Genomic DNA, 6479 nt, shown 5'->3' with positions numbered 1-6479 from the left:
GGCGTCGACGCCGTGGTCATCGAGCCCGTGGGCGACCGGGTGCGACTGCGGCTGCGCACCGACGGTGCGCTGGCCGACGCGCTCGACCTGCCGGTGGCCATCGAGCCGGCGCTCGCGGCCGCGCTCAAGCGGGCGGCCGGGCTCGACGTGGTCGTGCGCACCGCCCCTCAGGACGCACTGGTGCGACTGCGCCTCACGGGCCCAGAGCAGGAGCAGGACGACGAGCAGAGCATCGCGCACGTCGCGACGACGCCGTCGACGGGCGGCGAGCGCCTGGTCGTGCGGCTGGTCGGCCGGCCGGTCGGCTAGCGCCGGAGCCGATCAGCCGACGGGCCCCGGAGCCGGGCTCAGGCCTGCTCGAAGCAGAGCAGGCAGGACGACGCGGCGTGGGCGAGGTTGCTGCTGTGCAGGCGCTCGGCCCGGTGCAGGAGGTCGCGGAGCGCACGCTCGGAGCGGGCGATCTCGACGAGCACGACGGCCGCGGCCTCGGTCCGGCCCTGCGGCTGGTCCTGGACGGCGGGGATGCCCATCTCGACTCCTCGGTGCTCGGCCCGCGGTCGCGGGCGGTGTCTCTCTGAGGAGCATGCGGGCTGCGCGGCTGCCTCACAACGACGGAGGACCAGGTCCGGCCGACCGTCGTCGCAGATGACCCGATCGGGCCATGCGGCCGCTGTCTGAGAGGTTCGGGCCGTCGGTCCGTCGGCGGTCTGGACCGGTGGACCAGCGCCGGTCGGCGTCGGTCAGCGCCGGGAGGCGGCCGAGCCCGCCGCGGCACGACCGTGCGCCCAGGACGCCTGCAGCTGACCGGCCACCACGATCACCCCCGGCACGCCCACGCTCAGCGTGATCGCCAGCCCGAGGACGATCCCGGTCACGGGCGGATCGGCGGACTCCGGCGCGCCGAGCGCGGAGAGGCCGAGGACCACCAGGCCGAAGGCGCCTCCCAGGAGGCCCAGCGCCGCGAGGGCAGACCGGATCAGCGAGCGTGCGTCGAAGGCGTGGGCCAGCAGGGTGGAGGGCGACGTGCCGTGGCGCGTGGTGGCGCAGCAGGCCCGGAAGGCCCGCAGCACGCGACGCCCGTCGCGCCACGCGGCCAGCCCGCCGCCCACCGCGACGACCGCCAGCGCGAGCCCGAGCACCAGCAGGACGACGGCGGCCGCCGCCCCGCCGGCCCCGAGGTCGCCGAGCGCGAGCAGTGCCGGCGCGAGCCCGAGCAGGAGGCCGGCGCCGACCCCGGCCAGCGCCGAGACCAGGCCGACGAGGGTGCGGCGCCCGGCGTCGAGCTCGTGCCGCAGGCGCGGCAGCAGCGTCGAGGCGAGCGCGGCGTCCAGCCCCGGCGCGAGCGCGAGGTCGACGGCGTCACGCGCCTCAGGCGTCACGAGATCGGGCACGTCGCCAGCATGGACCACCGCGGACGGAGCCGACCCGGGAACGGCGAAGGCCCCCGTCGTGATCGACGAGGGCCTTCGGTGGTGGTACGCCATCAGGGACTCGAACCCCGAACCCGCTGATTAAGAGTCAGCTGCTCTGCCAATTGAGCTAATGGCGCCCGGTGAAGCGAGGAGAACGTTACCAGCGGGCTGCGGGCCGGAGAAATCGACGCCGTCCCCCGGTGGCCCCGGCAGGCCCCGGGGCGCCTCAGCGCTGGTCGAGCACCGCGCGGGCGGCGTTGTGGCCGCCGAGGCCCGAGACCGCGCCCCCGCGTCGCGCCCCGGAGCCGCACAGCAGCACCCCGGGGACGCCGGTGCCGACGCCCCACTGCTCGGCCGGGGTGTCGAGCCGGGCGCGTCCGGAGGCCCAGGGCCACTCGAGGTCGCCGTGGAAGATGTGGCCGCCGGGCAGGGCGAGGTCGGCCTCGACGTCCTGCGGGATCTTGGCCTCCAGGCACGGCCGGCCGTCGGCGTCGCGGGCCAGGCAGTCGGCGATCGGCTCGACGAGGTGCCGGTCGAGGGAGGCCAGGGCCAGCGCGACGGCGCGCTCCTTCGCGCCGGGGTCGGCGTCGAAGAGGGTCGCGGGGGTGTGCAGGCCGAAGTAGGTGAGGGTGTGCCGGCCGGTGTCCGCGCCGAGGATCGAGGGGTCGGTCAGGGAGTGGCAGTAGACCTCGCCGGGCATCGGGTCGGGCAGGCGCCCGGCGGCGGCGTCGGTGTGGGCGCGCTCGAGCGCGGTGTAGTCCTCCTCGAGGTGGAGGGTGCCGGCGAAGGCCACGGCGGCGTCGACGCCCGAGCGCAGGCGCGGCAGCCGCTCGAGGAGCATGTTGATCTTCAGCTGCGAGCCCACCGGCTTGGTCGCCGGGTCCTCCTCGCCGCCGAGCAGGATGTCGAGCACCCATGGCGCGACGCCGCTGAGCACCTGCGAGGCGGTGACCGAGTGGCGTCCGTCGGCGGCGTCCCAGACCACCTCGCTGCGCTCGGCGTTGGCGTGGATGGCGCTGACGCCGGCGCCGGTGAGGATCTCGGCGCCGGCCGCGCGCGCCGAGCGGTCGAGGGCCTCGGTGACCGCGCCCATGCCGCCGATCGGCACCCGCCACTCTCCGGTGCCCTCGCCGATCAGGTGGTAGAGGAAGCAGCGGTTCTGGATGAGCGAGGGGTCGTGCAGGGAGGCGAAGGTGCCGATGAGCGCGTCGGTGGCGACGACCCCGCGCACGGTGTCGTCGGCGAACCGGCGCTCGACGGCCTCGCCCAGCGGACGCTCGACGATCTCGGCCCACAGCCCGGGCGCACGGTCCTCGACGAGCGCCTTGAGGTCGGACTCGCGGGGGAGGGGGTCCATGAGCGTGGGCGCCACGACCTCCGCGAGCTCGCCGACCTCGGCGTAGAAGCGGGTCCAGGCCGCGTGGTCGGCGTCGCCGCCGGTGACCGCGCGGAAGGAGTCGCGGGTGGCGCGGCCCTCGGGGCGCTCGACGAGCAGTCCGGTGTCGACGCCGTCGCGGCGCACCGGCGTGTAGGACGCGGTCGTGCGCGAGGCCAGCCGCAGGTCGAGGTCGAGCTCGGCGGCCAGCCGCTGCGGCAGCAGCGAGACGAGGTAGGAGTAGCGCGAGAGGCGGACGTCGTGGCCGGTGAAGGCGCGCGCGGACACCGCGGCGCCGCCGGTGTGCGGCAGCCGCTCCAGCAGCAGCACCGAGAGCTGCGCGCGGGCGAGGTAGGCGGCGGCGACGAGGCCGTTGTGCCCGCCGCCGACGATGACGACGTCGTAGTGCGGGCGGCTCGGAGCGGTGCTCATCGGGCCACCGTAGCCATCCGCGGACCGCGACGGCGGACGGCCCGCGGGCGGAGTCCCGCGATCGGCGGACGAGGGGCGTCCGGCGATGGGACACTGCGGGCGAGCCTGCTTCGGGGGGAGAGGGACCGTCTCGTCATGGGACGCATCACGGGCACGGGAGGAGCGTCGTCGCGCATCGCGGCCGCGCTGGTGCTGGCGTGCGCCCTCAGCGTGCCGCTCAACGCCCTCGCCGCCCCGGCCGACGGCCGTGGCGCCGGGGTGTGGCCGGTGGGGCTGGCCGCCAGCGCCCTCGTGCTCGTGGGCACCCGGCCGCGGCGCCTCGCGCCCGCGGCGCTGCTGCTCGGCGTCCTCGCGGTCGTCTCGCTGCTGCCTGTGCGACCGGCCGGGGTCGCGCTCGGCTACGGCCTGGGCGCGAGCCTCGCGGCGCTCGTCGGGGCGCTGGTGCTCACCGACGGCCTGCGTCGCCGCTGGCGGCTCCGCTCGGACGCCGACCTCGTCCGCCTGTGCGCGGCCGCGGGCCTCGGCGCGCTCGTCGGTGCGGCCGTCGGCGCCCTCACCTCCGCGCTCACCGGCTTCGGGGATCCCGTCGGCGTCGCGCTCCTGCTCGGCGCCACCCAGGCGGCCTCGCTCCTGGTGTGGCCGCCGCTGTGCGCGCGGCTGCCCGAGCACGGCGACCTCGGCGGACGCGTCGAGCTGGTGGCCCAGGCCGCGCTGCTCGTCGCCGTGACGCTCGTCGTGCTCCTGCCGCGGGGCACGGGTCCGGCCCTGCCGTTCCTCGCGCTGCCGGTGCTGGGCTGGGCGGCGCTGCGGATGCGTCCGCGGATGGCGCTGCTGCAGACCGTGGCGCTGCTCGCCGTCGCCGCGCTCGCCACCGCCCGAGGGCACGGTCCGTTCGCCTCCCTCGCCCCGATGGACGGCGTGCTCGCAGGCGCCGACGGACGCAGCCTCCTGCTGGCCGCCTTCGCCGCCTCGTGCGCGCTGCTCGTGGTGCCGATGGTCATCCGCGTCGGCGAGCACGTCGACGCCGTCCGGGCCGCTCGGGCCGAGCGCGACCGGCTCGACGCGATCGTGCGCAGCACCCACGGCGTCGCGATCATCGGCAGCGACCCGCTCGGTCGCATCGACCTGTTCAACCCCGGCGCCGAGCGCCTGCTCGGGTACGCCGCGCAGGAGGTGATGGGGCGTCCGTCGCGGATGCTCCACTCGCCGGACGAGATCGAGCGGCTGGCGGCGGGGCTGGGCGTCGAGCCGGACTTCGCCGTCGTCGCCACCCGCCTGATGAGGCCGGAGCATGCCGGTCACGAGGTCGCCTTCGTGCGCAGCGACGGCGAGGAGCGCATGCACTCGATGACGCTGGGGCGCGTGCTCGGGGCGGACGGCGAGGTCGTGGGTCACCTGAGCACCTCCGAGGACGTCACCGACCGCGTGCGCACCCGCGAGGCCCTCGAGGAGGCGCTGGAGCGCATGCGGGAGGTCGACGCGGTCAAGGACTCCTTCGTCGCCAGCGCCAGCCACGAGCTGCGGACGCCGGTCACCAGCATCCTGGGCTACCTCGAGCTGCTCGAGGACGGCGCGTTCGGCGAGCTGGGCGCCTCGGCGCAGGACGCCGTCGCCCGCATCGCGTCCAACAGCCGCCGCCTGCTGACCCTCGTCGACGACCTGCTGGTGCTCTCGCGCATCCAGGAGCAGGGCTGCCTGCCGGCGAGCGGTCCGGTGGACCTGGCGGCGGTCGTCCGGGCCGGGTGCGAGGTCGTCGAGCCCGCGGCGCGGGTGCAGGGCCTCGACCTCCGCGTGAGGCTGCCCGAGGCTCCGCTGACGACCACCGGCTGCCCCGATCAGCTCGAGCGCGTCGTGGTGAACCTGGTCGGCAACGCGGTGAAGTTCACCCCGGCCGGCGGGCGGGTCGACGTCGTCCTCGAGCCGCTCGACCCCGCAGGCGCCGCCGGCGCCGCCGGGGATGCTCGGGACCACCCGCCCGGCGAGGTGCGCCTGCGGGTGAGCGACACCGGCATCGGCATCCCCGCCGACGAGGTCGCGCTGCTCTTCACGCGGTTCTTCCGCTCCTCGGTGGCCCAGCGCCAGGCCATCCCGGGCAGCGGTCTGGGGCTGGCGATCGCGCATGCGGTCGTGCGCGACCACGGCGGCCGCATCGACGTCCGCTCCCGCCTCGGGCACGGCACGACGGTGGAGGTGGTGCTTCCGGGAGAGGTGGCCGCGCCCGCGGGAACATTCAACTTTCAACCAGTGTTGAGTCCGGCGACCCCACCCGCTCCCTGACGCCCGGAGGCCCCGATGCCCGCGATCACCGTCGACGACCTGACCACCTTGGCCCGCCTGCGCACCCCCGGCCTCGGCGACCAGCCGCGTCCGGTGCGCCAGATCAGCACCGCGCCCCAGGGCTACGAGGGGGAGGGGTTCCCGGTGCGCCGGGCCTTCGCCGGGCTCGACCTGCGCGACCTCGACCCGTTCATCATGATGGACCAGATGGGCGAGGTGGAGTACGCGCCCGGCGAGCCCAAGGGCACCCCCTGGCACCCCCACCGCGGCTTCGAGACCGTCACCTACATCATCGACGGCGTCTTCGACCACCGCGACTCCCACGGCGGCGGCGGCTCGATCACCGACGGCGACACCCAGTGGATGACCGCCGGCAGCGGGCTGCTGCACATCGAGACCCCGCCGGAGTGGCTCGTGCAGTCCGGCGGCCTCTTCCACGGCCTGCAGCTGTGGGTCAACCTGCCGCGCGCGGCCAAGCGCACGACCCCCGCCTACCAGGACATCCGCGGCGGCCAGGTCGCGCTGCTGGCCAGCGACGACGCCGGCGCGCTCGTGCGCGTCATCGCCGGCAGCGTCGACGGCCACGCCGGCCCGGGCTCCACGCACACCCCGATGACCTTCGTGCACGCCACGATCCAGCCCGGCGCCCGCCTCGAGCTGCCCTGGGACGTCGACTTCAACGCCCTGGTCTACGTGCTCAACGGACGCGGCAGCGTGGGCGTCGACGGACGGCCGATCGGCACCGGCCAGGCGGCCGTGCTCGGCGCCGGCGACTACCTGACCATCGCCGCCGACGGCACCCAGGAGAGCCGGCACCCGGCGCTGGACGTCGTCGTCATCGGCGGACGGCCCCTGCGTGAGCCGATCGCCTGGGCGGGGCCGTTCGTGATGAACTCCCGCGACGAGGTGCTCGAGGCCTACCAGGACTACCAGCGCGGGCGCTTCGGACACCCGACCGCCGACTGATCCGACCCGCGCCGCTC

6 protein-coding genes and 1 tRNA gene are annotated in these 6479 nt (G+C 75.8%); 3 read left to right on the top strand and 4 right to left on the bottom strand.

Annotated elements, in window-relative coordinates:
* Positions 1-309, top strand: a 309-nt coding sequence (locus tag ACZDWJ_RS02730; protein WP_463519376.1) for an ATPase, T2SS/T4P/T4SS family, incomplete at its 5' end; no start/stop codon positions are given.
* A 38-nt stretch (positions 310-347) separates the two neighbouring features.
* On the opposite strand, the gene ACZDWJ_RS02725 is transcribed toward ACZDWJ_RS02730, so the two are convergent.
* From ACZDWJ_RS02725 to ACZDWJ_RS02710, 4 genes are all read right to left on the bottom strand, one after another.
* Positions 348-530, bottom strand: a complete 183-nt coding sequence (locus ACZDWJ_RS02725) for a hypothetical protein (RefSeq protein WP_463519375.1) — start codon at positions 528-530, stop codon at positions 348-350.
* A gap of 210 nt (positions 531-740) precedes the next feature.
* A complete protein-coding gene (locus ACZDWJ_RS02720; RefSeq protein ID WP_463519374.1) occupies positions 741-1391 on the bottom strand; it encodes a hypothetical protein in 651 nt (216 codons plus the stop codon).
* Between the two features lie 82 nt (positions 1392-1473).
* A tRNA-Lys gene (locus tag ACZDWJ_RS02715) sits at positions 1474-1549 on the bottom strand.
* Between the two features lie 89 nt (positions 1550-1638).
* On the bottom strand, positions 1639-3219 hold the full coding sequence (locus tag ACZDWJ_RS02710) for a phytoene desaturase family protein (RefSeq protein WP_463519373.1): 1581 nt from the start codon (positions 3217-3219) through the stop codon (positions 1639-1641).
* A 135-nt stretch (positions 3220-3354) separates the two neighbouring features.
* Here ACZDWJ_RS02710 and ACZDWJ_RS02705 point away from each other — a divergent pair, with 135 nt between their 5' ends.
* Both ACZDWJ_RS02705 and ACZDWJ_RS02700 read left to right on the top strand, forming a co-directional pair.
* Entirely contained in the window at positions 3355-5496 is a 2142-nt protein-coding gene (locus ACZDWJ_RS02705; protein ID WP_463519372.1) for an ATP-binding protein, read from the top strand.
* A gap of 15 nt (positions 5497-5511) precedes the next feature.
* Complete coding sequence (locus ACZDWJ_RS02700; RefSeq protein WP_463519371.1) at positions 5512-6462, top strand: pirin family protein; 951 nt, start codon at positions 5512-5514, stop codon at positions 6460-6462.
* Positions 6463-6479: the final 17 nt, after the last annotated feature.

It is taken from the genome of Nocardioides sp. B129/18, from assembly GCF_055282735.1.
Note: the sequence above shows the minus strand (reverse complement) of the source record. Positions and strands in the feature narration are given on the sequence as shown.

What these genes read in the sequence shown, in the direction of transcription:
- ACZDWJ_RS02710 (WP_463519373.1), bottom strand. Translation starts at nt 3,219, where the DNA reads ATGAGCACCGCTCCGAGCCGCCCGCACTACGACGTCGTCATCGTCGGC.
- ACZDWJ_RS02725 (WP_463519375.1), bottom strand. Translation starts at nt 530, where the DNA reads ATGGGCATCCCCGCCGTCCAGGACCAGCCGCAGGGCCGGACCGAGGCC.
- ACZDWJ_RS02705 (WP_463519372.1), top strand. Translation starts at nt 3,355, where the DNA reads ATGGGACGCATCACGGGCACGGGAGGAGCGTCGTCGCGCATCGCGGCC.
- ACZDWJ_RS02700 (WP_463519371.1), top strand. Translation starts at nt 5,512, where the DNA reads ATGCCCGCGATCACCGTCGACGACCTGACCACCTTGGCCCGCCTGCGC.